This window comes from Klebsiella sp. Lac1 (assembly GCF_009825425.1).
Taxonomy (GTDB): domain Bacteria; phylum Pseudomonadota; class Gammaproteobacteria; order Enterobacterales; family Enterobacteriaceae; genus Klebsiella; species Klebsiella electrica.
The window spans coordinates 688,482-714,674 of sequence record NZ_VJZJ01000003.1; the positions used below are offsets into that span (position 1 = coordinate 688,482).

The following is a 26,193-nucleotide window of genomic DNA, read 5'->3' on the forward strand; positions in this document are numbered from 1 at the left end:
GGAAATAAAAAACGCTATCTATTGAGAGTGCGGTAATTCCCCGCAATCGTCAAATCATTGCTTTTTGTCGCTACGCGCCTGGCGCAGGACTTCATTGATCTGCGGCTGATCGATAGGGCCAGTGATGCGATAGCGCAGGATTGACACTTTGTTCCACAGCGGCCCCAGCACTTTGCTGGCGGCAAACACCGCGGCGCCGACTATCGGGTTAATCGCAAACGCTGTCGCCACACCAACGGTCGCCGAAATTTCCGGGGCCACGACCGCCTGCATATCCAGCTGGCGACGTACCAGGTCGATCGAGCCTTTCATAGCGATATCCGCCTCAAGGCCATCCACCAACGTATCATCCGTATTCAGCACACCGTCTTTAATCCATGCCGTGCTGTTGATCGAATCAAAATAGAAGCCTTCGCTAAAGGTATCGCTAAAGTCGAAACGCAGTTTTCGCAGCAGCGCATCGACGCTCAGCAGACGCAACAGCTGCCCGGCATGACCGGTGCTGATGTCGGTAAATTCGCCTTTTCCGAGATGGCTTTTCAGCACCCCATTGAGCGACGCCACGTCCGGCTGCCACGGCGGTGCGCGCCAGTGCAAATCATAATCGATATCGAACGACGACCCTTTCACCGGCGTTGAAATACCGAAAAAGCTGGCAAAGGCATCCGTTTTATTCCCATGGAGTTTACCTTTCAGCGACGTGCGCACGCCGCCGGGGGCATTGACCCATACGCCGTCGGAAGTCAGACGGCCAAAACCGGTATCCACCAGCCCGTTAGCCAGCGCCAGGGTATCGCCTTTAATGGAGAAATCACCGTCGATCCGTCCATATTTTTGCCCCCATAACCAGCACTCTGCGCAGCGCAGCTGGAGATCCGGCCAACCGCGAAAATCAAGGCGGTTACTGGCAAGCGGACTCGTCTCGCTGGACGCACTCTTCTGAGCGGCCGCCGGGTTGTAATACAGATAGCGAATGGCGGCCTGCCAGGGGGCATTTTGCCGCATGGTCAAAGAGGCGTTGATTTCCCGCCCCTGGGCTTCAATCTTCGAACCACCGGCATCCGGTTGGCTCACCAGACTCACGTTGTTCCAGTTTTGGCCAGCAAACGTCAGCGACGGCGTGCGCAACGTCATACGTTCCGGGAAGAGAATATTGCTGCTGACTTCATTGACGGCGCCGCCCTGGAAAAGCGCCAGCCACTGCGCGCCATCCATCGGCGGCATATTCAGTTCAACGCCAGCCTGATCCGGCAGCGGAGAAATGGCTTTGCTGTCAGAGGTTAAAATCGCCCGATCCAGCGTCAGCTTACGGTTCAGCAACCAGCGGCTGTTGAAATGATTTTTGCCGCCGATAGCGCCGGTCAACTCGAAGCTGTTTAACCCGCCTTCGACATTAATTTTTACCGCAAGCGGCTCACCCGCCTTTTTATTGACCGGAGAAGGTAAGTCGCTACTTACATTTTTCAGATCGCCATTAATATCAACCTTATAGCTCGCATTCCCATGATACGGCAGCTCAATGGCCACCTTACCGTCCCACGGCACGCTACCGCTCACGGCATCATTGACCGCTTTAGGCAGGAGACCGGTACGCGACGGCTGCCAGCTGGCATTCATTCCAACGTTGACCTGGAAAGCCTTAGGTCCCTCGGTGGTGGAAAAATCGAGATTCAGCGGCTGATTAAACCAGCTGGCTTTCAGGGGCTCGCTCTTCAGAGCGCCATTGATAAAGCTGAACTTACCGGTCAGACCCTTCAACGTTGCATCAATCGGTTTGATAAACAGGCTGTTGTTCACCAGATTGACATCGCCTCTGGCGGTGGTCAGCTCGCCATCCAGCGGAATATCAAGATGTAAGCGAGCGCTTACATTCCCATTCAGCTGTAGCTCATCCAGTGCCGAACCCAGCGTCTCTTTCAGCGGCGTCTCTTTAAAATAGGGGCCGACATCTTTCCCAGGACCGTTGATATCGGCATCAATAAGCAGTTTTTCCTGCGAATAATCGGGGATAACCGCATCAAGGTTGCTGGCGGTAACGTTACCGAGCATCGCCTTATCGGCCTTCATCCATAAACCGTTGTTGATGAAGTCGAGGTTGATATCCAGACCGGTTAATGCCGGCCAGTCGGGTTGAAAGGCAAAAGTGGCGTTAGTTAATGGCACCGAAACCTGGAACTGGCCTTCATTATGCAGATACGGGAACAGGTGCGGATTACCGCCGTAAACCAGAGTCGCGTTGGTTGACTGCCCGCCTTTTATCGCGCCGCTGAGATAATCCACCAGCTCTTTGCCCATCAGGTTCTCCGGGAAATAGCGCCATGCCTGACCACCGTCATTGGTGCTGATCCCCGCCAGAATCCCCAGCCACGGTTCATCACCCTGCGGCTGTAAATAGCGGAATCCTCCTCGCGCGCGGACCCCGGTCGCCTGCACGTCAATGTTGCGCCCGTCGAGCATAAAACCTTTGTCATTCTTCACCCAGTTGAGGGTGGCATCACCTTTGGCGATTTCCAGCGGGGCGCGGAAGACCGTGGCATAAGGCATTTTTGCCTCGCTCATACTGGCGTGCAGCATACCGTTCTCCACGCTTCCGGCAACGCTACCGGAGAAATGCTCGGCCCCAGGCAGCAGCTTCCACTGCTTCCAGGAGAGAGAGCTCCAGCTAGCCTGGAAACGGGACTTCTCCGCCGCCTGCAGCGGGATATCCAGCGCCAGCAGATCGATTTTGCCGGCAGGTTGCGTGGTGCGCCAGACTTCGCCCAGCTCAGGGGCCAGCTTATCGGCAATAGGTTGCAGCCCGGTCAGGCCATTCAAATCAAGGTTACTGGCGCGGACACGCAGCTCATCGCTGCGCGAGTGGTCATTGCCGCCGACATCCTGCGCCGGGATCCACGCCATTGCCAGCGCGCCGCGCGGCCAGGCTTTGCCGTCGATCGAGATCCGGGTATCCGGGATATGGAAGCCCCAGCCCTGCTTCTCGCGGAAGACATGGGCCGTCAGATTATCCACCGTCAATCGATGGGGCTGACTATCCCCCTGCCAGCTGGCGCCGCCCTTCTTCAACCAGACGTCGCCGCTGGCGATATCGCCTTTGTCGATGGTCATCCAGCCTTCGAGGCTAAAGCGGGCATTTTGCAACGCAATATTGTCCTGCATCCAGCGGCCCAGCCACGGCTTCACGTCAATATCGTCCGCCTGCAGCCATACGCGCCCTTTGTTCAGCAGGCCATTTTCATCACGCAGATCCATGCGTACCTGCATCACCCCATGCTGGCCGTTGAGGCTGGAGAGGCTCAATTGCCCTTCTGCGCGATGGCGGTTATTGGTGTTCAGCCAGGTGAGCTGCGGGACCGCTAATTCCGCGCGTTGCCCGGAAATGGTTACGAAACTCAAATGGCTATCGCGGAGAATAAAGTGGTCGAACTGGCGCAGGAAGAGATCGCCAATATGGTCGGTTTTCAGGCTATCGCCGCCATCGTTGGTCTGGATAGGCGAATTGGTATGGATTTTCAACTGCCAGAAGGTGAGATCGCGGAACTGCCAGCGCATGTGCAGCAGACTTTGCCAGACATCCAGCGCCAGAGTAACCCGTTTAACAGAGAGCTGACCGCCGTCCTTCAGACCCGCGGAGACATCACGCACGTCGAGCGTCGGGCCAAAATTTTCCCAGCGGGCCGTGAGCTGTGAAGCATTGACCGGCGAGCCGGAAATCGCCGAGATTTTTTCCAGCAGCTGCGGGCGCCATGCGTCCAGCTGCGGCAGAACGAGACGCAGGCCGCTCACCAGCAGCGCGACGACAACTGTCAATGTTGCCGCGGTGAGCAGTAATATCCCGGGCAGTCGCCTCACGCCTCTCTCCTTGTCTGACCTTTACACGTCATCCGTCTATTTGCCTCCGCGTCAGCGGCGTTGACTTCCGGGATAAGGCGTCGTTTAGCCATACTCCCGGGCTCCAGAACAGAGGCAAACCAGATGCTTACATCATAACGACATCGAACTGCTCTTGATTATAGAGCGGTTCAATTTGTACTTTGACCTGTTTGCCGACAAAGATTTCGACTTCCGCCAGCGCGTGCGACTCTTCCCCTTTCAGGGTTTCCGCAACCGCAGGAGAAGCATAGACCAGGAAACGATCGGAATCGTAGGCATGATGCACACGCACAATCTCACGCATGATTTCATAACACACCGTTTCCACCGATTTCACCGTACCGCGTCCGTGGCAGGTAGGGCAATCCTTACACAATACGTGCTCAACGCTTTCACGAGTCCGCTTACGGGTCATCTCTACCAGGCCAAGCTGGGAGAAGCCGTTAATGCTGGTTTTGACCCGATCTTTACTCAACGCCTGTTCCAGTGAATGCAATACCCGGCGGCGGTGATCTTCATTATTCATATCGATGAAATCAATAATGATAATCCCGCCCAGATTGCGCAGACGCAGCTGGCGGGCGATCGCCTGGGTCGCCTCAATATTGGTATTAAAAATCGTATCGTCGAGATTGCGGTGGCCGACAAATGCCCCGGTATTGATATCCACGGTGGTCATCGCTTCGGTTTGATCGATAACCAGATAGCCGCCGGATTTCAGCTCCACCTTACGCTCCAGCGCGCGCTGAATTTCGTTCTCGACGTCAAAGAGATCGAAAATCGGCTGACGGCCGCTGTAGTGCTCCAGCTTGCTGGTCATTTCCGGCATATATTCGGCGGTAAACTCGACCAGCGATTCATACGTCAGGCGAGAATCAACGCGAATACGGTCCAGATGCTCATCGGCAAAATCGCGCAGCACGCGCTGAGCCAACGCCAGTTCACCGTACAGCTGATAACGGGTCTGTTGCCGTTTTTTGCGCTCCATGACCTTAGTCCATACGCGCTTGAGGTAGGCCGCATCGGCGGCTAACTCCTGTTCGTGCACCCCTTCTGCGGCGGTACGGATGATAAAACCGCCCTGCTCATCGCAGTAGTCGGCCACCACCTTCTTTAACCGTTCGCGTTCAGCTTCACTCTCGATACGCTGCGACACACCGACGTGAGAAGCCCCGGGCATAAAGACCAGATAGCGGGAAGGCAGCGTAATGTCCGTCGTCAGGCGAGCGCCTTTCGTGCCGAGCGGATCTTTCACTACCTGAACCATCAGGTCCTGGCCCTGACGAACCAGTTCAGAAATATCGCGCACGGTAAACTGCTTTTGTTCTTCCCCGGCGACGCATTCAGTATGCGGCATAATATCTGACGCATGCAGAAACGCGGCCTTATCCAGGCCAATATCTACAAAAGCCGCCTGCATCCCCGGCAGTACACGACTGACACGACCTTTGTAGATATTGCCTACGATTCCGCGCCGCGCTTCACGCTCAATATGAATTTCCTGAAGAATACCGCCATCGATGTACGCAACGCGCGTCTCAGATGGCGTTACGTTAACTAATAATTCTGCCGTCATCTTTATCCCTTTTCTTCACGCAGTGAGTTAAAGTTACTCAGCAACTCATACGTTTCTACCAGCGGTAAGCCGACCACGGCGTGATAGCTGCCATTAATCTTCCTGACGAAACAGCCACCCAACCCTTGAATACCGTATGCGCCTGCTTTGTCCAGAGGTTCGCCGCTGGCCACATAGCTGGCAATGTCCTGTTCTGAGAGCAGACGGAAGGTCACTTCCGTCACCACCAGGCAATCCAGCGTCAGCTGCTTATCCGCCAGCGCCACGGCCGTCATGACCTGATGCGTCTTACCGGAAAGCATACGCAGCATCTCTGCAGCGTGCCCGGCGTCGCGTGGTTTTTCCAGCACTTCGCCGTTCAGGATGACAATGGTATCCGCCCCCAGCACCGGCAGATCGCGCGCTGCCAGTGCGACGCCCGCCTGTGCCTTCTCGCGCGCCAGACGCACAACATAGTGCCCGGCGCTCTCCTGTGGCAGGCGCCGTTCTTCAATGCCGGGAACCAGACGTTCAAAAGAGAGCCCCAGTTGCGTCAGCAGTTCCTGCCGACGCGGAGAGCCTGAAGCGAGATACAGAGTTGTCATATCAACCTTATTGCACCGCGAATTGCTGACGGACTTTCCGCATCAGCAGGAATAACCATGGCCAGAGCACACCGTTTACTACACTACTCCAGAACACTTCCGGACGGAAAGAGACGTTGATCACTAAAAACTCGGCCCAGAAAACAACGATATCCACGGCAAGGGATAGCATCATCACCACCAGCGCCTGCTGCCAGAGCGCCAGGTTGCGAAACAGCTGATATTTCAGCGCCACCAGATAAGCAATGATACTTAACGATAGCGCGCGAACGCCCAGTGTCGACCCACTGATGAGATCGAGGATAGCCCCCATGACGAAACCGGTGCCTACGTTCACCCGATGCGGTAAGGCGAGGATCCAGTAAAGCAGGATCAGGAATACCCAGTTTGGCCGGAAGACGGTCAGGTCCGCCGGCCAGGGCATAACCTGCAGCAATAGTGCGATAAGAAACGAGAGCCAGATAACCCAGCGTCCCTGGCTTCGATAACTTGCCACTATTGCCCCCCAGCAGGCAGAGGTTGCGCGGACGACGCCACGCCGGTTGCTGGCGCCGGCATTTGCGGCCCCATGGCATCCGGTGCCGGCAGAACCTGCGGCATCATCTGCATCAGGCGCTCATTGGCGACGCGGTGCACTTCTTCCGGCGTCATCGGGTTGGCCCCGTTACGATCGGCCCCCCACAGCAGCAGGAGATAGCGCAGACGCTGCAGACCCGCCGTCGGGCGCGCCTGAATGACCGTATACGCGCGCTGCGTGTCGAGCTTCACCGAAGACACCACGCCGACCGGATAGCCTTCCGGGAAGCGGCCACCGAGACCGGAGGTCACCAGCACATCGCCGACGCGAATATCGGTGTTCGCCGGCAGGTGCTCAAGCTGCAAATCGTCAGTGCACCCGTTACCCGCTGCAATCACGCGAATATCATTGCGCAGAACCTGAATCGGCAACGCATGCGTCGCATCGCAGATGAGCAACACGCGGCTGGTTAACTTCGCCACCGCGACGACCTGACCCACAACGCCTTTGTCGCTGATCACCGGCTGGCCTTCGTACACGCCGTTCACGCTGCCCTTATCGATGACAACCTGGTCACTGTAAGGATCGTTAACCGTCGAGATGACCTGAGTCACCATTTTTTGCTCATCCTGGCGCAGCGGCGAGCCCAGCAGCTCGCGCAGACGCGCGTTCTCCTGTTTGTACTGGCCCAGCATCAGCAAATCGCTGTTCTTCAGCAGCAGTTCCTGACGCAGCGCGCGGTTTTCCAGTTCGAGCTGATCGCGGGTTGCCAGCGTTTGCGATACGCTGTCCAGCAATTCCCGGGGACCATTTGAGATAAAGTAGAAAGGGCTGACGGCAGTGTCCATGTACGTTCTGATCTGACTGAACGTACCCAGGCGGCTGTCGGCGATAATCACGCCAAGCGCCACCAAAACCGCCAGGATAAGGCGAATCTGTAGCGACGGGCCACGGCTAAAAATTGGCTTCATAGGCTATGCGTATTCTCGTGTCAGTTAAGACCAAGGGTAGCTTTTGAGGCTACCCTGGACCTTCGGCTGACTACTCTTCGCTAAACAAGTCGCCGCCGTGCATGTCGATCATTTCCAGCGCTTTACCGCCGCCACGCGCGACGCAAGTCAGTGGATCTTCTGCAACTACGACAGGAATACCTGTCTCTTCCATCAACAGACGGTCGAGGTTGCGCAGCAGGGCGCCACCGCCAGTCAGAACCATACCGCGCTCGGAGATATCGGAAGCCAGCTCCGGCGGACACTGTTCCAGCGCTACCATCACCGCGCTAACGATACCGGTCAGCGGTTCCTGCAGCGCTTCGAGAATTTCGTTCGAGTTCAGAGTAAAGCCGCGTGGCACGCCTTCTGCCAGGTTACGGCCGCGAACTTCGATTTCACGCACTTCATCGCCCGGATACGCCGAACCGATTTCATGCTTGATACGTTCAGCCGTCGCTTCACCGATCAGGGAGCCGTAGTTACGACGCACATAATTAATCACGGCTTCATCGAAACGGTCACCGCCGATACGTACGGAAGAGGAGTAAACCACGCCGTTCAGGGAGATAACCGCCACTTCTGTGGTACCGCCACCAATATCCACCACCATAGAACCGGTCGCTTCAGAAACCGGTAAGCCTGCGCCGATCGCAGCCGCCATCGGCTCTTCAATCAGGAAGACTTCACGAGCGCCAGCGCCCTGAGCGGATTCACGAATCGCACGACGCTCAACCTGGGTTGCACCGACCGGTACGCACACCAGAACGCGCGGGCTTGGGCGCATGAAGCTATTGCTATGTACCTGCTTGATGAAGTGCTGGAGCATTTTTTCGGTAACGAAGAAGTCGGCGATAACGCCGTCTTTCATCGGGCGAATCGCCGCGATGTTGCCCGGTGTACGCCCGAGCATCTGCTTCGCTTCATGACCAACAGCAGCGACGCTTTTCGGCGAGCCGGCACGATCCTGACGAATGGCCACAACGGAAGGCTCATTCAATACGATGCCTTGTCCTTTTACGTAAATCAGGGTATTCGCGGTACCCAGGTCAATGGACAGGTCATTGGAAAACATGCCACGAAATTTTTTTAACATACTAAGGGATAATCCTGAAAGCTGGGGCGGAAAACAAAATCCGCTTACTTTACCAACCACACGCAGCAGCGACAAGGCGCAAAAATCATCTGCTACGGTGAAAATTAGTGCAGCGCATTTCCTTTGTTACAAATTGACCGGGTTCATTCAGTGGCGAAATCGTCAACAGCGCTCCGCGCCTGAATCCATAACCCGTCAAAGGTCAGTTGCTGGCATTTACATTGCGATAATCCGGCAGGTAGACAAGCACACCCCCTTCACTATGGCGCGCATTATTCTACGTGAAATCACGCTAAACGGCAGATCAAACCGAGTATCTTTGCGAATATTTTTTCACATTAGTGTCAAGTGGCTGTGAGGCGGCAAAAAATTCCCCCTGCCCACCCGTAACACCGCATTGAGACAGCACCTGCCACTCACTGCGACTGCGAACGCCGGTTGCAAAAACCTGGACCGGCATGCCCTTACAGGCCTCTACCAGGCTCTGAACCAGCAGCTGGTTCTCACTGCGCTTTTCGATATTGCGCGACAGTCCCTGATGCAGCTTAATGACTTCGACATCCAACTGCTTGATCCAACTGGTTCCAACCAGCGTTAATCCGGCCTGCACAACGGCAACGCGAATACCCAGAGCGTTGACCAGGCGCATTACCGGTTGTAGGCGGCCGATATATTGACAAACATCTGCCTCTGCAAGTTCAAAAATAATCCGTCGACGTTGCGATTTTTCACTCTGCATCAAGCTATCACGCAGCCAACGCTGAAATCTCGGCCGGATCAATGATTCCACCGTCACCTGCAGCGCAAGGTTTTCCTCCGGCCAAAAACTTAAAAAAGGCAGCAATCGCGTGATCTGCAGGCGGTCGTACTCTTCCGCCAGACCAAACTGTTGCACCATTGGCATATATTCTGCCGCGCTCACCTCTTCCTTCCCGTCATACAATCGCGATATCAGTTCACGATGATGGACGCGCCCGTCGCGGGTAACGGCTGGCTTATGGTACAGTCGCGGTCCGCCGCGACTTAGCATTTGTTCAATCAGCGTACGCCAGCGGACGTTACCGCGCCCTTTCTCCGGTAACGAGTCATCGTAGACTGCCCAGCTATTGCTGCCCTGCAGCACCGCATTGCGTGTCGCTGCCTCGGCGCGTTCCATTACCAGCGCCGTCGTCTGCCCGCTGCGGAAAGCGCAAAGGCCAATATGCATCATGTCATCGCGATCAAGGATCCGCGTCGGCGGCAGCGCATCCACCGCTTTTAACAGCAACCCGGCGATGCTATCGGCCTCTTTTAAGGTACGGTGAGGAAGGAGTACGGCAAAATCATTGCGGTGGTAGCGTGCCAGTAGCGCCCCAGGATAGCGCATAATAAAAGTCGACAGCAGGTTGATAAGCGTGAAGTAGTGTTCTTCGGCTGCGGCCCGCCCCCAGTTATCACGCAGTAGATCGAACTCCGGCAGGCGAATCATCATCACGATACCGTGCGAACCCACCTTTTCCGGATCTTCCAGCAACATTGCCAGCTGATTATCAAAAAACAGGCGATTATTCAGCCCGGTCTTCGAGTCTTGCGCAGCATAAGAACGAATCAGCGTATCCATGCGGCTGCGCTGATCGCTGGCAAACTGCAGCTCGGAAAGCAGCATATCCAGCGCGCTGCTGGTGCTTGCCGGCCACTCATGTACCGACCCTCGTACCTGCGGCCCGCGTTCGCCGTTGAGGATCCGCGCGGCGCGCACCTCCAGCAGCTCCTGACCCGCCAACTGACGGCGAATCCAGCGCACGGAGAAAAAGATAACCAGAACCATAAAGCCGATGGCTATCGATAAGGGCGCGGTGATATGCAGCGAGCGGAAATAATTCACCATCGGGTCGAGATAGACCAGGTGAATTGTCATACCGGGGTGTTTTAACGACGGCACCGTTATTTCACGATACTGATTCTTACTCCCCGGCGGACGGTAGCTGTCGCTACGCGAGTGATCGTACACCGGCTTTCCGTTGAGCAAAAAATCGACCTGCACAATCTCCACCGGCGTCATCAACTCATCCATTTGCGGTTCGAGCTTATCGAACGAGGATGAGATCAGGCGGTTATCCAGCATCGTCGCCACGGCCTGGACACGATTCTCCATTTTCAGCTGGATACCGTTATAAAAACTCAGCGAAGCACCTATGAGCGTGACAAAGATGGTCAGGCTGGTAAGCAGCGTGACAAATGCTGAGAACTTCGTCGTTAATCGCATCCCTGTGTTAACTCCGCGAGTGAATGACCGCCCGATAGATTTTCGGGCTCCTGTACTGGCGCTTTACCTAAAGTAAGCACTAACTTTCTAAAGCGCGAGGCATACTATCAAAGCTGACGTTTCTGGCAATTTATTGCGTTATATCGGCGTAATAATGTCGATAGCGAGTATAGTCTGCAGAAAAATTTTTCCAATCTTTGTACAAATAAGGAGCCGCTTATGCAGGCTTTAATATTAGAACAGCAGGATGGCAAAACAATCTCTTCCGTGCAAACCATCGACGCCAACCAGCTGCCGCAGGGTGATGTCACCGTCGATATTCACTGGTCCAGCCTTAACTATAAAGATGCGCTGGCGATCACTGGCAAGGGAAAAATCATCCGCAACTTTCCGATGATTCCTGGCATTGATTTCGCCGGTACCGTTCACTCCAGCGAAGATCCGCGTTTCCACAGCGGGCAGAAAGTGCTGCTGACCGGCTGGGGCGTCGGTGAAAACCACTGGGGCGGCCTGGCCGAACGTGCACGCGTGAAAGGCGACTGGCTGGTCGCGATGCCGGAAGGTCTTGATGGCCGTAAAGCGATGGCGATCGGTACCGCCGGTTTCACCGCGATGCTGTGCGTCATGGCGCTGGAAGATGCCGGCATCCGTCCGCAGGACGGGGAAATCATTGTGACGGGCGCCAGCGGCGGCGTCGGTAGCACCGCCATTGCCCTGCTGCATCAGCTCGGCTATTCGGTCGTCGCGGTCTCTGGCCGCGACAGCACTCATGAGTATCTGAAAAGCCTCGGCGCGCAGCGCATTCTCGGCCGCGAAGAGTTTGCCGAAACCCGTCCGCTGGAAAAACAGCTGTGGGCTGGCGCGATTGATACCGTCGGGGACAAGGTGCTGGCGAAAGTACTGGCGCAGATGAATTACGGCGGCTGCGTCGCCGCCTGTGGTCTGGCCGGGGGCTTCGCGCTGCCGACGACGGTGATGCCGTTTATTCTGCGTAATGTTCGCCTGCAGGGCGTCGATTCCGTCATGACGCCGTCCGCGCGTCGCGCTGAGGCCTGGCAACGTCTGGTGCGTGACCTGCCGGAATCGTTCTATGCCGCGAGCGCCACGGAAATTACGCTGGCCGAGGCCCCGGCGTTCGCCGATAAGATGATGAATAATCAGATCCAGGGGCGGACGCTGGTGAAGATCGCCTAATCTGCAATTTTTCGTGACATATTCGCGATAAGTCGCCGCCTCCGTCATGCTTAGGAAAAAGCATGCCGGAGGATGTCATGAAAGCCAAAAAACTCACGGAAGCCGATGTCACGGCAGAATCCGTTTTTATGCTGCAGCGCCGTCAGGTTCTGAAGTCACTCGGGATCACCGCAACGGCCCTTTCTCTTTCCCCCACGGCGCGAGCCGATCTGCTGGACTGGTTTAAAGGCCATGACCGCCCGCCGGCGCCGGCCGGGAAGCCGCTCACTTTCAATAAACCCGCCGAATGGCAAAGTAAGCTCGCGCTGACGCCGGAAGATAAAGTCACCGGCTACAATAACTTCTATGAATTTGGCCTCGATAAAGCCGATCCGGCCGCCAATGCCGGCAGTCTACGCACCGACCCGTGGACGCTGACCATCGGCGGGGAAGTGGCCAAACCGCTGACGCTCGATCATGACGACCTGACCCGGCGCTTTCCGCTGGAAGAACGCATTTACCGGATGCGCTGCGTAGAGGCCTGGTCAATGGTAGTACCCTGGATCGGCTTCCCGCTACATAAACTGCTGGCGCTGGTTGAGCCCACCAGCAACGCCCGTTTTGTCGCGTTTAAAACCATTTATGCACCGGACCAGATGCCGGGACAAAAAGATCGCTTTATCGGCGGGGGGCTGGCTTATCCTTATGTAGAAGGTCTGCGGCTGGATGAAGCCATGCACCCTCTGACGCTGCTCAGCGTCGGCGTTTACGGTAAAGCGCTGCCGCCGCAAAACGGCGCGCCTGTCCGGCTGACCGTCCCGTGGAAATACGGTTTTAAAGGTATCAAATCCATCGTCAGCATCGAGCTGACGCGCGAGCAGCCCCCCACCACCTGGAATCTGGCCGGGCCGGGGGAATATGGCTTTTACGCTAACGTCAATCCGCACGTCGATCATCCGCGTTGGTCGCAGGCCACAGAGCGTTTTATCGGCTCTGGCGGCGTGCTCGATGTTAAGCGCCAGCCGACGCTGTTATTTAACGGTTATGCTGATGAGGTGGCATCCCTCTATCGGGGACTGAATCTGCGGGAGTACTACTAGTGCGTCTGAGCGTAAAACAGATTACCTGGCTGAAGGTGGGGCTCCATCTGGCCGGCTTTTCACCCTTTATCTGGCTCTTCTGGGCCGGACAACAGGGCTACTTTAGCGCCGACCCGGCAAAAGATATCCAGCACTTTACCGGTAGGATGGCTCTTAAATTTTTGCTGGCGACCTTGCTCGTCTCACCGCTCGCGCGCTACGCTAAACAACCGTTGTTGATTCGTACCCGGCGTTTACTCGGGCTGTGGTGTTTTGCCTGGGCAACGCTGCATCTCACCAGCTACACGCTGCTGGAGTTGGGTATCCACAATCTGGCGCTGCTGGGCTCGGAGTTAGTCAGCAGACCTTACCTGACGTTGGGTTTTATCAGCTGGTTGATTTTGCTGGCGCTGGCCGCCACCTCAACACAGGTGTTGCAGAGAAAACTGGGTCGCCGCTGGCAAACTTTGCACAACTTTGTTTATCTGGTGGCAATCCTTGCCCCCATTCACTATCTGTGGTCGGTGAAGATCTTATCCCCGCAGCCGGTGATTTATGCCGTGCTGGCCGTGTTGCTTTTAGCATGGCGTTACAAGAAGTTCCGTCAGTGGTGGCGATAATCATCGGATATGTGCAGTTTCCCGCAGTTCTTTTATCAACCGCGACGCTTTGAACGATAGCAGTTGATAATCTTCCCTGATAAGACCAGTATTTAGCTGCCAAATGCTACGAAATCGTTATAATGTGCGACTTTGGTTTTCCTGACGGGGTTTTCGGGCCCTGAAAAGGTGACAAGCGCGCTTCGAAGGTATATTTTGTTTTTTATCCGAGAATGGCAGGAGATAGCCACACAATGGCTGACAAGTTTCGCATTTTGCTTTTAAACGGACCCAATCTTAACATGCTCGGCACCCGTGAGCCTGAGAAGTATGGCACCCTTAAGCTTTCTGAGATTGTTAACCGTCTGCAATCAGAAGCTTCGGCTCTGAACGTGGCGCTGGATCACCTGCAGTCCAATGCGGAGTTCGCGCTCATCGACCGAATTCATCAGGCTAAAGACACTGTAGACTATATCCTGATTAATCCGGCCGCGTTTACGCACACTAGCGTGGCTATCCGCGATGCATTGCTTGCGGTCAGTATCCCGTTTATCGAGATTCACCTGAGCAACGTACATGCACGCGAACCGTTCCGTCACCACTCCTATCTGTCGGATATCGCCTCGGGCGTCATCTGCGGACTCGGTGCGGACGGCTATTCATACGCTTTACAGACGGCGGTAAAACGCCTGTCACAATCACACTAAACAAAGAGTACGGAACCCACTCATGGATATTCGTAAGATTAAAAAGCTGATCGAGCTGGTTGAAGAATCAGGCATCTCCGAACTGGAAATTTCTGAAGGCGAAGAGTCTGTACGCATCAGCCGTGCCGCGCCGAATGCGGGCTACCCGGTCATGCAGCAGGCTTATGCCGCGCCGATGATGCAGGCCCAGGCACCGGTTGCAGCAGCACCGGCCTCCGCTCAGGCAGACGCGCCGGCGAAAGCTGAAATCAGCGGTCACATCGTACGTTCCCCGATGGTCGGTACTTTCTACCGCACCCCGAGCCCGGACGCAAAAGCGTTCGTGGAAGTCGGTCAGAAAGTTAACGTGGGCGACACCCTGTGCATCGTAGAAGCGATGAAAATGATGAACCAGATCGAAGCCGATAAATCCGGCGTGGTGAAAGCCATTCTGATCGAAAGCGGCCAACCGGTAGAATTTGATGAGCCGCTGGTAGTCATCGAGTAACGAGGCGAACATGCTGGATAAAATTGTTATCGCTAACCGAGGCGAGATTGCACTGCGTATCCTGCGTGCCTGTAAAGAACTGGGCATCAAGACCGTCGCTGTGCACTCCACTGCGGATCGCGATTTAAAACACGTACTGTTAGCGGATGAGACGGTCTGTATCGGTCCGGCTCCGTCCGTAAAAAGCTATCTGAATATCCCGGCAATCATCAGCGCAGCGGAAATTACCGGCGCGGTGGCTATCCACCCGGGTTATGGCTTCCTGTCCGAGAACGCCAACTTTGCTGAGCAGGTTGAACGTTCCGGCTTCATCTTCATCGGCCCGAAAGCCGACACCATTCGTCTGATGGGCGATAAAGTGTCTGCGATCACCGCGATGAAGAAAGCGGGCGTACCGACCGTTCCGGGTTCTGACGGCCCGCTGGGCGACGATATGGATGCGAACCGCGCTCATGCAAAACGCATCGGCTATCCGGTTATCATCAAAGCCTCCGGCGGCGGCGGCGGACGCGGTATGCGCGTTGTACGCAGCGATGCCGAACTGGCCCAGTCCATCTCCATGACCAAAGCTGAAGCAAAAGCTGCATTCAGCAACGACATGGTATATATGGAAAAATACCTGGAAAATCCGCGTCACATTGAGATCCAGGTACTGGCTGACGGCCAGGGCAATGCTATCTATCTGGCGGAACGCGACTGCTCCATGCAGCGTCGTCACCAGAAAGTGGTCGAAGAAGCACCGGCGCCGGGCATTACCCCGGAACTGCGTCGCTACATCGGCGAACGCTGCTCTAAAGCGTGTATCGACATCGGCTATCGCGGCGCAGGCACCTTTGAGTTCCTGTTTGAAAACGGTGAGTTCTACTTCATTGAAATGAACACCCGTATTCAGGTTGAACATCCGGTAACCGAAATGATTACCGGCGTTGACCTGATCAAAGAACAGCTGCGCATCGCGGCTGGCCAGCCGTTGTCCATCAAGCAAGAAGAAGTCCAGGTTCGCGGCCATGCGGTGGAATGCCGTATCAACGCCGAAGACCCGAACACCTTCCTGCCGAGCCCGGGTAAAATTACCCGCTTCCACGCGCCGGGTGGTTTTGGTGTACGCTGGGAGTCTCATATCTACGCAGGCTACACCGTACCTCCGTACTATGACTCAATGATTGGCAAGCTGATTTGTTACGGCGAAAACCGTGATGTGGCGATTTCACGCATGAAAAATGCGCTGCAGGAGCTGATCATCGACGGCATCAAAACCAACGTCGATCTGCAGATTCGCATCATGAATGACGAGCATTTCCAGCATGGTGGCACCAACATCCACTATCTGGAGAAAAAACTCGGTATGCAGGAAAAATAATCCTGTATTCACAGCAGAAGGCCGGATAATCCGGCCTTTTTTCTTTTTCTCTCCCCTCATCTTTACCATGCGGTACAATCCCCGCTTTCTTCATCCTCCCGGGACACGAAAATGGACAAACGGTTTGTTCAGGCCCACAAAGAAGCGCGCTGGGCGCTGTGGCTGACCTTTCTCTATCTTGCCGCCTGGCTGGCAGCAGCTTATTTGCCGAATAACGGCATCGGCATCACCGGGCTGCCGCACTGGTTCGAAATGGCCTGCCTGCTGGTACCCCTGCTGTTTACTTTGCTGTGCTGGGCGATGGTACGCTTTATCTTCCGCGATATTCCTCTGGAGGATAACGATGCAGCTTGAAATCATCGTCGTCCTGATTGCGTACCTGTTCGTGGTATTCGGGCTGTCAATCTATGCCATGCGTCAACGCAGCAACGGCAGCTTTCTGAGCGAGTACTTCCTCGGCAGCCGCTCAATGGGCGGTTTCGTGCTGGCTATGACGCTCACCGCCACCTACATCAGCGCCAGCTCATTTATCGGTGGGCCGGGAGCCGCGTATAAATACGGGCTCGGCTGGGTCCTGCTGGCCATGATTCAGGTGCCGACAATCTGGCTCTCACTGGGGATCCTCGGTAAAAAATTTGCGATCCTGGCCCGTCGCTACAACGCCATCACCCTCAACGATATGTTGCAGGCTCGCTACCAGAGCCGGGCGGTGGCCTGGATTGCCAGTATCAGCCTGCTGGTCGCCTTCGTGGGGGCCATTGCCGTACAGTTTATCGGCGGCGCGCGACTGCTGGAGACCGCGGCAGGCATAAAATATGAGACAGGCCTGTTGATCTTTGGGATTACTATTGCGCTGTATACGGCATTCGGTGGTTTTCGCGCCAGCGTCCTGAACGACACCATGCAAGGTATGGTCATGCTGATAGGGACCATCGTGCTGCTGGTCGGCGTCGTACACGCCGCTGGCGGGCTGCACAGCGCAGTAGACACGCTGCAAAAGATTGACCCGCAGCTGATATCGCCAGAAGGTGTTGATGGTATCCTCACGCCGACCTTTATGACCTCGTTCTGGGTGCTGGTTTGCTTCGGGGTGATCGGCCTGCCGCATACTGCCGTGCGCTGCATCTCCTACAAAGACAGTAAAGCCGTCCACCGCGGCATTATCATCGGTACCGTGGTTGTGGCGTTGCTGATGTTTGGCATGCATCTGGCCGGCGCGCTTGGTCGCGCGGTTCTGCCACATCTGACCGTCCCGGATCAGGTCATCCCGACATTGATGGTGCAGGTTTTGCCGCCGTGGGCCGCGGGCCTGTTCCTCGCCGCACCGATGGCAGCGATCATGTCAAACGTTAATGCCCATTTATTGCAGGCATCGGCTACGATCATTAAAGATCTTTGGTTAAGCGCGCAGCCCGCCAAAAAGCACAATGAACTGAAGCTGAAGCGGATCTCCACGGCCACGACGCTGGTCATCGGGATCCTGATGATCCTCGCAGCCTGGCGGCCACCTGAAATGATCATCTGGCTGAATCTGCTGGCCTTCGGCGGCCTGGAAGCGGTGTTCTTATGGCCACTGGTGCTGGGTTTGTACTGGGAGCGTGCTAATGCCGCCGGCGCACTCAGCGCTATGCTGGTGGGCGGGGTATTATATGCCCTGCTCGCTACGTTTAATGTTCAGTACCTGGGCTTTCATCCTATTGTGCCCTCGCTACTGCTAAGTTTGCTGGCTTTTGTCGTGGGAAACCGTTTTGGTCAGCCCGTTCCACCAGCCCCTGTTATCACTACTGACAAATAAAGAGTTTTGCTATGCCATGGATCCAACTGAAACTGAATACCACCGGCGCACATGCTGAAGAGCTCAGCGACGCGCTAATGGAGGCCGGCGCGGTCTCCATCACCTTCCAGGATACCCACGATACGCCAGTGTTCGAGCCACTGCCGGGTGAAACCCGCCTGTGGGGAGACACCGATGTTATCGGCCTGTTCGATGCTGAAAGCGATATGCATGAGGTCGTGGCGATTCTCGAGCAGCATCCGCTGCTGGGCGCCGGTTTCACGCATAAAATCGAGCAGCTGGAAGATAAAGACTGGGAACGTGAATGGATGGATAATTTCCACCCAATGCGTTTCGGCGAGCGCCTGTGGATCTGCCCAAGCTGGCGCGAAGTACCGGATGCCAACGCGGTCAACGTCATGCTCGACCCGGGTCTGGCGTTTGGTACCGGCACGCACCCGACCACTTCTCTCTGTCTGCAATGGCTGGACGGACTGGATCTGACGGGCAAAACGATTATCGATTTCGGCTGTGGTTCGGGCATTCTGGCGATTGCGGCGCTGAAACTGGGTGCCGCAAAAGCTATCGGTATCGATATCGATCCGCAGGCGATTCAGGCCAGTCGCGATAACGCCGAACGTAACGGCGTCTCCGATCGTCTGGAGCTCTATTTACCGCAGGACCAGCCAGAAGCGCTCAGCGCCGATGTGGTGGTCGCCAACATCCTGGCAGGGCCATTACGTGAGCTGGCCCCGTTAATCAGCGTGCTGCCCGTTTCAGGCGGTTTGCTGGGCCTTTCCGGTATTCTCGCCAGCCAGGCTGAAAGCGTCTGCGAAGCCTATGCCGATCGCTTTGCCCTCGACCCGGTGGTGGAGAAAGAAGAGTGGTGTCGGATCACCGGCCGCAGAAAGTAACCCTCGAATGCGGTCTGCGGGCCGCATTTTTGTTTCCAGTAGCCGCTGAATGACGTCAAGAAATGGGAGCCAGATCGCATTACGATGCGCTTTTTTGACTACAAAAACAGCGTTTTATACCGCTAACAGTCCCCTTTTTCTAAGAAAAATCGAGAAGTTTTGTGATTTTATAAATGGACACAAATTATTCACCACCAACTAAGGTGATGATTAATATAATAATTTAACCATCTCTTTTCTGGCAGTGTTGGGTTCATTGATCTGTGACAGAGGATTGCTCAAAGTTTGGCCTTTCATCTCGTGCAAAAAATGCGTAATATACGCCGCCTTGCAGTCACAGTATGGTCATTTCTTAACTCATGCGCATCGGACACTATCAGCTCAGAAATCGCCTGATCGCAGCGCCTATGGCTGGCATTACTGACAGACCATTCAGGACGCTGTGCTACGAGATGGGAGCAGGTTTAACCGTTTCCGAGATGATGTCCTCTAACCCGCAGGTTTGGGAGAGCGACAAATCCCGTTTACGGATGGTGCACGTGGATGAGCCCGGTATTCGTACCGTGCAAATCGCCGGGAGCGTACCGGAAGAGATGGCCGCAGCCGCCCGTATTAACGTGGAAAGCGGTGCCCAGATTATTGATATTAATATGGGGTGCCCGGCGAAAAAGGTGAATCGTAAGCTCGCAGGTTCAGCCCTCTTGCAGTATCCCGATCAGGTGAAGTTAATCCTGACGGCGGTCGTCAAGGCAGTGGACGTTCCCGTGACACTCAAGATTCGCACCGGTTGGGAGCCGGAACACCGTAACTGTGTAGAAATTGCCCAACTGGCTGAAGAGTGTGGCATTCAGGCTCTGACTATTCACGGACGCACCCGCGCCTGCTTGTTTAACGGAGACGCTGAATACGACAGTATTCGGGCAGTTAAGCAGAAAGTTTCCATTCCGGTTATCGCGAATGGTGACATTACTGACCCGCTTAAAGCCAGAGCTGTGCTCGACTATACGGGGGCTGATGCCCTTATGATAGGCCGCGCAGCTCAGGGAAGACCCTGGATCTTTCGGGAAATCCAGCATTATCTGGACACTGGGGAGCTGCTGCCCCCGCTGCCATTGGCAGAGGTTAAGCGTTTGCTTTGCGCGCATGTTCGGGAATTGCATGACTTTTATGGCCAGGCAAAAGGGTACCGAATTGCACGTAAACACGTCTCCTGGTATCTACAGGAGCACGCCCCAAATGACCAGTTTCGGCGCACATTCAACGCCATAGAGGATGCCAGCGATCAGCTGGAGGCGTTGGAGGCATACTTCGAAAATTTTGCGTAAACAGAAATAAAGAGCTGACAGAACTATGTTCGAACAACGCGTAAATTCTGACGTACTGACCGTTTCTACCGTTAACTCTCAGGATCAGGTAACTCAAAAACCCCTGCGTGACTCGGTTAAACAGGCACTGAAGAACTATTTTGCTCAACTGAATGGTCAGGATGTGAATGACCTGTATGAGCTAGTACTGGCTGAAGTTGAACAGCCCCTGTTGGACATGGTGATGCAATACACCCGTGGTAACCAGACCCGCGCGGCCCTGATGATGGGCATCAACCGCGGTACTCTGCGTAAGAAACTGAAAAAATACGGCATGAACTGATACTAATCAGTTAATTGCTTGTTATAAAAGGCGCTCTTCGGCATGGGGAAGCGCCTTTTTATTCTCTGATATAGCGAACGTCTCCGACTGCCAGAGCGGACATCGGCATTGCGCATCGCTGGAATGTGGATACTGGTCAGCGGCATGACTGCTTTGTCGAAGAGTATGATTGCAAATCCGGGCAGCCGTTTTATCAAATTGCACCTGCCACCTTCCCGAACCTCATCGAAGATGACGCGAAAGCAGAAGCTGCTGCACATCTCTCGCCAGTCTGTCCCTTAAGCTTATCGCTCGCGTAACCAGTCTTACCGCGCTGACACAGCGCCTGTAATCAACGTCACGGAATAGCAGGCCCGCTCGCTAAAAGGGATTGAGGACACGCCGTCTCTCCGGTTTGATATCCGCCAGGAACAACCCTTGCTCTCCAGGTGCAATAAAACCCTCTCTGATACGCCCGTAGCGCGCTGATGGTCTGCCTTCGATGCAGATTTCATCTCAGACCTGGCGTCCTGTTGTGGTAGCGTCTGCGCCGCTATTTATGGGGGTTACATTTGGCTTTGGCGTTAAGTTACGGACAGTAAACGGGATGGACAATGCCGCCGACATGAGTAAGATCTCCGTTCACGAGCGGGAGCCACTTCGCACCTTTTCCGCCAGTCAACCCGTAGACGGACAAGTTAAAAATCAATTTGTTAGATTATCAGCCGATGAATAATACGGCTCTCACTTCTCTTTCGTTATTTTATTCTGCATATTTTCCTCATCATTCCCGCGTGTTCTCCATGATATTTACGCTGATCATAAATTGATATTATTTCGGCCACAGGCCTTTATATGGCCAATGGTAAAATAGGCTATGCCGTCATATATCGACACCGGTACAACCCGACGGATTATAGAGGCCTACCATGAAAAAATTTATTTTAGTGACGCTGCTGACAACATTTCTCGCCGGCTGTGCCCATGACTCTCCCTGCGTACCGGTCTATGATTCTCAGGGGCGATTAGTCCATACAAATACCTGTATGAAAGGCACCACCCAGGATAACTGGGAGACCGCTGGCGCCATTGCAGGAGGCGCTGCAGCGGTTGCAGGCCTGACGCTGGGCATTGTGGCCCTGACCCGCTAAATCCCCCCCTGGCATCACGTAGCGCGAATAAACTGCCGCCAAAACAAAGGGCTCAGTCGAAGACTGAGCCCTTTTTGTTCGATAACCGTCCGTTTCCTACGATTCTCGGCAGCCATTCACCAGGCAGTACAGAGATAGAGATCGCCGATCTACTGTAAAAGTATTGCTCTCGGCGTGATAAAACTGAAAAGCAAAAAGGCCCAGTCTTTCGACTGAGCCTTCTGCTTTATTTGATGCCTGGCAATTCCCTACTCTCACATGGGGAGACCCCACACTACCATCGGCGCTACGGCGTTTCACTTCTGAGTTCGGCATGGGGTCAGGTGGGACCACCGCGCTGTTGTCGCCAGGCAAATTCTTTAAAATACTATTTCTAACTTAAAAAGTGGTGCTGATACCCAGAGTCGAACTGGGGACCTCACCCTTACCAAGGGTGCGCTCTACCAACTGAGCCATATCAGCACGCTTAATTTGGTACCGGGCATAATTTTCGGGCCGTTGCTTCGCAACGTTCAAAAGCTTTCGCTTTTGCTCTGCTACTCTGTCGAATAGCAAACTGCCTCGAAATTCAGTGCCATACTGCTAATTTGATGCCTGGCAGTTCCCTACTCTCACATGGGGAGACCCCACACTACCATCGGCGCTACGGCGTTTCACTTCTGAGTTCGGCATGGGGTCAGGTGGGACCACCGCGCTAGTGCCGCCAGGCAAATTCTTGGTGCTCAATACGCAATTCTTTATCGCATCAGCCGCGTTGCCTGCGCTCGTAAAGTCAGTCACATACTTCAGTATGCTCCTTCCTTTACTTCGCTTGTCGCCTTGCTGCTGCGCAAATTATTGCGTACTCAACCCTGAATCTAAGCTGAAAATCTTCTCTCAAATCCGCCAAAACAGCTTCGGCGTTGTAAGGTTAAGCCTCACGGTTCATTAGTATCGGTTAGCTCAACGTATCGCTACGCTTACACACCCGACCTATCAACGTCGTCGTCTTCAACGTTCCTTCAGGACTCTCAAAGAGTCAGGGAGAACTCATCTCGGGGCAAGTTTCGTGCTTAGATGCTTTCAGCACTTATCTCTTCCGCATTTAGCTACCGGGCAATGCCATTGGCATGACAACCCGAACACCAGTGATGCGTCCACTCCGGTCCTCTCGTACTAGGAGCAGCCCCCCTCAATTCTCCAGCGCCCACGGCAGATAGGGACCGAACTGTCTCACGACGTTCTAAACCCAGCTCGCGTACCACTTTAAATGGCGAACAGCCATACCCTTGGGACCTACTTCAGCCCCAGGATGTGATGAGCCGACATCGAGGTGCCAAACACCGCCGTCGATATGAACTCTTGGGCGGTATCAGCCTGTTATCCCCGGAGTACCTTTTATCCGTTGAGCGATGGCCCTTCCATTCAGAACCACCGGATCACTATGACCTGCTTTCGCACCTGCTCGCGCCGTCACGCTCGCAGTCAAGCTAGCTTATGCCATTGCACTAACCTCCTGATGTCCGACCAGGATTAGCTAACCTTCGTGCTCCTCCGTTACTCTTTGGGAGGAGACCGCCCCAGTCAAACTACCCACCAGACACTGTCCGCAACCCGGATGACGGGTCTACGTTAGAACACCAGCCATTAAAGGGTGGTATTTCAAGGTTGGCTCCACGCAGACTGGCGTCCACGCTTCAAAGCCTCCCACCTATCCTACACATCAAGGACCAGTGTTCAGTGTCAAGCTATAGTAAAGGTTCACGGGGTCTTTCCGTCTTGCCGCGGGTACACTGCATCTTCACAGCGAGTTCAATTTCACTGAGTCTCGGGTGGAGACAGCCTGGCCATCATTACGCCATTCGTGCAGGTCGGAACTTACCCGACAAGGAATTTCGCTACCTTAGGACCGTTATAGTTACGGCCGCCGTTTACCGGGGCTTCGATCAAGAGCTTCTCCTTACGGATAACCCCATCAATTAACCTTCCGGCACCGGGCAGGCGTCACACCGTATACGTCCACTTTCGTGTTTGCACAGTGCTGTGTTTTTAATAAACAGTTGCAGCCAGCTGGTATCTTCGACTGAGTTCAGCTCCATGAGCAAGTCACTTCACTTACCATCAGCGTGCCTTCTCCCGAAGTTACGGCACCATTTTGCCTAGTTCCTTCACCCGAGTTCTCTCAAGCGCCTTGGTATTCTCTACCTGACCACCTGTGTCGGTTTGGGGTACGATTTGATGTTACCTGATGCTTAGAGGCTTTTCCTGGAAGCAGGGCATTTGTCACTTCAGCACCGTAGTGCCTCGTCATCACACCTCAGCGTTGAATAAACGACCGGATTTACCTAATCGTTCCGCCTACATGCTTAAACCGGGACAACCGTCGCCCGGCCAACATAGCCTTCTCCGTCCCCCCTTCGCAGTAACACCGAGTACAGGAATATTAACCTGTTTCCCATCGACTACGCCTTTCGGCCTCGCCTTAGGGGTCGACTCACCCTGCCCCGATTAACGTTGGACAGGAACCCTTGGTCTTCCGGCGAGCGGGCTTTTCACCCGCTTTATCGTTACTTATGTCAGCATTCGCACTTCTGATACCTCCAGCAACCCTCACAGGCCACCTTCAACGGCTTACAGAACGCTCCCCTACCCAACAACACATCGTGTCGCTGCCGCAGCTTCGGTGCATGGTTTAGCCCCGTTACATCTTCCGCGCAGGCCGACTCGACCAGTGAGCTATTACGCTTTCTTTAAATGATGGCTGCTTCTAAGCCAACATCCTGGCTGTCTGTGCCTTCCCACATCGTTTCCCACTTAACCATGACTTTGGGACCTTAGCTGGCGGTCTGGGTTGTTTCCCTCTTCACGACGGACGTTAGCACCCGCCGTGTGTCTCCCGTGATAACATTCTTCGGTATTCGTAGTTTGCATCGGGTTGGTAAGTCGGGATGACCCCCTAGCCGAAACAGTGCTCTACCCCCGAAGATGAGTTCACGAGGCGCTACCTAAATAGCTTTCGGGGAGAACCAGCTATCTCCCGGTTTGATTGGCCTTTCACCCCCAGCCACAAGTCATCCGCTAATTTTTCAACATTAGTCGGTTCGGTCCTCCAGTTAGTGTTACCCAACCTTCAACCTGCCCATGGCTAGATCACCGGGTTTCGGGTCTATACCCTGCAACTTAACGCCCAGTTAAGACTCGGTTTCCCTGCGGCTCCCCTATTCGGTTAACCTTGCTACAGAATATAAGTCGCTGACCCATTATACAAAAGGTACGCAGTCACCTAACAAGTAGGCTCCCACTGCTTGTACGTACACGGTTTCAGGTTCTTTTTCACTCCCCTCGCCGGGGTTCTTTTCGCCTTTCCCTCACGGTACTGGTTCACTATCGGTCAGTCAGGAGTATTTAGCCTTGGAGGATGGTCCCCCCATATTCAGACAGGATACCACGTGTCCCGCCCTACTCTTCGAACTCACAGAATATGCATTTTAGTGTACGGGAGTATCACCCTGTACCCTGCGACTTTCCAGACGCTTCCACTAACACACAAACTGATTCAGGTTCTGGGCTGCTCCCCGTTCGCTCGCCGCTACTGGGGGAATCTCGGTTGATTTCTTTTCCTCGGGGTACTTAGATGTTTCAGTTCCCCCGGTTCGCTTCGTTAAGCTATGTATTCACTTAACGATAGTGCAACGAATTGCACTGGGTTTCCCCATTCGGAAATCGCCGGCTATAACGGTTCATATCACCTTACCGACGCTTATCGCAGATTAGCACGTCCTTCATCGCCTCTGACTGCCAGGGCATCCACCGTGTACGCTTAGTCGCTTAACCTCACAACCCGAAACTGTTTCGTAAAACGGTTCGTGTTGCGAAAATTTGAGAGACTCGGACACACCTTTCTTCCTTTCTTATTACGGAGAAAGGAAACAGTGTGTCGTTTCAATTTTCAGCTTGATCCAGATTTTTAAAGAGCAAAATTTCACAATGCACTTCGCAGTACATTTTGAAATTTATCATTCATCAGACAATCTGTGTGAGCACTACAAAGGCAGGTTCTTCAGGTAAGGAGGTGATCCAACCGCAGGTTCCCCTACGGTTACCTTGTTACGACTTCACCCCAGTCATGAATCACAAAGTGGTAAGCGCCCTCCCGAAGGTTAAGCTACCTACTTCTTTTGCAACCCACTCCCATGGTGTGACGGGCGGTGTGTACAAGGCCCGGGAACGTATTCACCGTAGCATTCTGATCTACGATTACTAGCGATTCCGACTTCATGGAGTCGAGTTGCAGACTCCAATCCGGACTACGACATACTTTATGAGGTCCGCTTGCTCTCGCGAGGTCGCTTCTCTTTGTATATGCCATTGTAGCACGTGTGTAGCCCTACTCGTAAGGGCCATGATGACTTGACGTCATCCCCACCTTCCTCCAGTTTATCACTGGCAGTCTCCTTTGAGTTCCCG

At 54.5% G+C, this 26,193-nt stretch carries 19 protein-coding genes, 1 tRNA gene and 4 rRNA genes; 12 read left to right on the top strand and 12 right to left on the bottom strand.

The window, feature by feature from the left end:
- Window positions 1-54: 54 nt before the first annotated feature.
- The 7 genes from yhdP to csrD all read right to left on the bottom strand — a co-directional run bounded on the left by yhdP (window position 55) and on the right by csrD (window position 10,877).
- A complete protein-coding gene (gene yhdP, locus FNY10_RS22330; RefSeq protein WP_160704354.1) occupies window positions 55-3,849 on the bottom strand; it encodes an AsmA2 domain-containing protein YhdP in 3,795 nt (1,264 codons plus the stop codon).
- Between the two features lie 127 nt (window positions 3,850-3,976).
- Entirely contained in the window at window positions 3,977-5,446 is a 1,470-nt protein-coding gene (gene rng / locus FNY10_RS22335) for a ribonuclease G (protein WP_032690542.1), read from the bottom strand.
- Window positions 5,447-5,448: 2 nt separating this feature from the next.
- A complete protein-coding gene (locus tag FNY10_RS22340) occupies window positions 5,449-6,030 on the bottom strand; it encodes a Maf family protein (RefSeq protein WP_100684881.1) in 582 nt (193 codons plus the stop codon).
- A 7-nt stretch (window positions 6,031-6,037) separates the two neighbouring features.
- Window positions 6,038-6,526 (bottom strand): rod shape-determining protein MreD, encoded by a 489-nt coding sequence (mreD, locus tag FNY10_RS22345; RefSeq protein ID WP_004868276.1) that lies wholly within the window; start codon window positions 6,524-6,526, stop codon window positions 6,038-6,040.
- Complete coding sequence (gene mreC / locus FNY10_RS22350; protein ID WP_141963280.1) at window positions 6,526-7,518, bottom strand: rod shape-determining protein MreC; 993 nt, start codon at window positions 7,516-7,518, stop codon at window positions 6,526-6,528. The genes mreD and mreC overlap by 1 nt, the downstream gene beginning before the upstream one ends.
- 70 nt (window positions 7,519-7,588) lie before the next feature.
- On the bottom strand, window positions 7,589-8,632 hold the full coding sequence (gene mreB, locus FNY10_RS22355) for a rod shape-determining protein MreB (protein WP_002918653.1): 1,044 nt from the start codon (window positions 8,630-8,632) through the stop codon (window positions 7,589-7,591).
- Between the two features lie 304 nt (window positions 8,633-8,936).
- Complete coding sequence (gene csrD, locus FNY10_RS22360) at window positions 8,937-10,877, bottom strand: RNase E specificity factor CsrD (RefSeq protein WP_131048448.1); 1,941 nt, start codon at window positions 10,875-10,877, stop codon at window positions 8,937-8,939.
- Window positions 10,878-11,096: 219 nt separating this feature from the next.
- On the opposite strand from csrD, the gene FNY10_RS22365 reads away from it, so the two are divergent.
- From FNY10_RS22365 to FNY10_RS22420, 12 genes are all read left to right on the top strand, one after another.
- Window positions 11,097-12,071: an MDR family oxidoreductase gene (locus FNY10_RS22365; protein ID WP_131048447.1), complete on the top strand. Its 975-nt coding sequence runs from the start codon at window positions 11,097-11,099 to the stop codon at window positions 12,069-12,071.
- Window positions 12,072-12,148: 77 nt separating this feature from the next.
- Complete coding sequence (msrP, locus tag FNY10_RS22370) at window positions 12,149-13,150, top strand: protein-methionine-sulfoxide reductase catalytic subunit MsrP (protein WP_100684885.1); 1,002 nt, start codon at window positions 12,149-12,151, stop codon at window positions 13,148-13,150.
- Window positions 13,150-13,749: a protein-methionine-sulfoxide reductase heme-binding subunit MsrQ gene (gene msrQ, locus FNY10_RS22375; protein WP_160704351.1), complete on the top strand. Its 600-nt coding sequence runs from the start codon at window positions 13,150-13,152 to the stop codon at window positions 13,747-13,749. Before msrP ends, msrQ begins: the two co-directional genes overlap by 1 nt.
- Before the next feature lie 233 nt (window positions 13,750-13,982).
- Entirely contained in the window at window positions 13,983-14,435 is a 453-nt protein-coding gene (aroQ, locus tag FNY10_RS22380) for a type II 3-dehydroquinate dehydratase (RefSeq protein WP_100684887.1), read from the top strand.
- A 22-nt stretch (window positions 14,436-14,457) separates the two neighbouring features.
- Window positions 14,458-14,922 (top strand): acetyl-CoA carboxylase biotin carboxyl carrier protein, encoded by a 465-nt coding sequence (gene accB / locus FNY10_RS22385; RefSeq protein ID WP_100684888.1) that lies wholly within the window; start codon window positions 14,458-14,460, stop codon window positions 14,920-14,922.
- A gap of 10 nt (window positions 14,923-14,932) precedes the next feature.
- Window positions 14,933-16,282, top strand: a complete 1,350-nt coding sequence (gene accC, locus FNY10_RS22390) for an acetyl-CoA carboxylase biotin carboxylase subunit (protein ID WP_100684889.1) — start codon at window positions 14,933-14,935, stop codon at window positions 16,280-16,282.
- Window positions 16,283-16,393: 111 nt separating this feature from the next.
- Window positions 16,394-16,636 (top strand): YhdT family protein, encoded by a 243-nt coding sequence (locus tag FNY10_RS22395; protein ID WP_100684890.1) that lies wholly within the window; start codon window positions 16,394-16,396, stop codon window positions 16,634-16,636.
- The gene (gene panF / locus FNY10_RS22400; protein WP_160704349.1) at window positions 16,626-18,077 is read left to right on the top strand and encodes a sodium/pantothenate symporter; all 1,452 of its coding nucleotides are present in this window, start codon (window positions 16,626-16,628) and stop codon (window positions 18,075-18,077) included. Before FNY10_RS22395 ends, panF begins: the two co-directional genes overlap by 11 nt.
- A gap of 11 nt (window positions 18,078-18,088) precedes the next feature.
- Window positions 18,089-18,970 (top strand): 50S ribosomal protein L11 methyltransferase, encoded by an 882-nt coding sequence (gene prmA, locus FNY10_RS22405; RefSeq protein WP_141963270.1) that lies wholly within the window; start codon window positions 18,089-18,091, stop codon window positions 18,968-18,970.
- Window positions 18,971-19,329: 359 nt separating this feature from the next.
- Window positions 19,330-20,295 carry a tRNA dihydrouridine synthase DusB gene (gene dusB, locus FNY10_RS22410; protein ID WP_032690532.1) on the top strand — a complete coding sequence of 322 codons (966 nt, stop codon included), beginning with the start codon at window positions 19,330-19,332 and terminating at the stop codon, window positions 20,293-20,295.
- 25 nt (window positions 20,296-20,320) lie between these two features.
- Entirely contained in the window at window positions 20,321-20,617 is a 297-nt protein-coding gene (fis, locus tag FNY10_RS22415; protein ID WP_000462905.1) for a DNA-binding transcriptional regulator Fis, read from the top strand.
- Window positions 20,618-21,525: 908 nt separating this feature from the next.
- Entirely contained in the window at window positions 21,526-21,747 is a 222-nt protein-coding gene (locus FNY10_RS22420) for a lipoprotein (protein ID WP_160704347.1), read from the top strand.
- A 235-nt stretch (window positions 21,748-21,982) separates the two neighbouring features.
- On the opposite strand, the gene rrf (FNY10_RS22425) is transcribed toward FNY10_RS22420, so the two are convergent.
- From rrf (FNY10_RS22425) to FNY10_RS22445, 5 genes are all read right to left on the bottom strand, one after another.
- Window positions 21,983-22,098: ribosomal RNA gene (rrf, locus tag FNY10_RS22425) — 5S ribosomal RNA — on the bottom strand.
- A 35-nt stretch (window positions 22,099-22,133) separates the two neighbouring features.
- Window positions 22,134-22,209 (bottom strand) — tRNA-Thr (locus FNY10_RS22430).
- Window positions 22,210-22,339: 130 nt separating this feature from the next.
- Window positions 22,340-22,455 (bottom strand): 5S ribosomal RNA (gene rrf, locus FNY10_RS22435).
- A 198-nt stretch (window positions 22,456-22,653) separates the two neighbouring features.
- Window positions 22,654-25,560 (bottom strand): 23S ribosomal RNA (locus FNY10_RS22440).
- Between the two features lie 231 nt (window positions 25,561-25,791).
- Window positions 25,792-26,193, bottom strand: a 16S ribosomal RNA gene (locus FNY10_RS22445); the annotation flags it as partial.